This window comes from Haloarcula sp. Atlit-7R (assembly GCF_003666065.1).
GTDB classification, from domain to species: Archaea; Halobacteriota; Halobacteria; order Halobacteriales; family Haloarculaceae; genus Haloarcula; species Haloarcula taiwanensis.
In genome coordinates, this window is record NZ_QXIK01000100.1 from 1 (window position 1) to 456 (window position 456).

The 456-nt window shown below is 61.0% G+C and carries 1 pseudogene; it reads left to right on the forward strand.

The features are described 5' to 3' along the window. Positions 1-456, forward strand: a pseudogene (locus D3D01_RS22835) (DUF4397 domain-containing protein); the annotation flags it as partial.

A 456-nucleotide genomic window follows, 5' to 3' on the forward strand; every position in this document is an offset into this window, starting at 1 on the left:
AAGGTACGGTTAACGCGAACTCCGACCGCGAGAACGTCAAGATCGCTCTCCTCGACGACGACGGCGACGAAGTCGACGACGGGAGCATGACTGTCGACCTCAACGGTCAGGGTGAATACGACTTCGAGTTCAACGCGAGCGAACTCGACCTCGACACTGGCGACTACACGGTCGAAGTGACCGACACGGCCTCCGGTGTCTCCGTCGAATCCGACACCATCACCGTGGAAGACGCCGGTGAGGGCTCCGCCGACTTCGGCGAGTCCGTCATCACCGAGCAGCGCGGCGACGTTGTCGCCATCCCGGTGACCGTCGAGAACACTGACACCGCAACGGTCTCCATCGGTAGATTCGAACAGGGCTACGCCGCTAACGTCACCGTCGAAGACGGTAACGACGACGGCGTTGTCACGCTCCTCTTCAACACGTACGAACCGAAGAAGTCGTCCTCGTTCG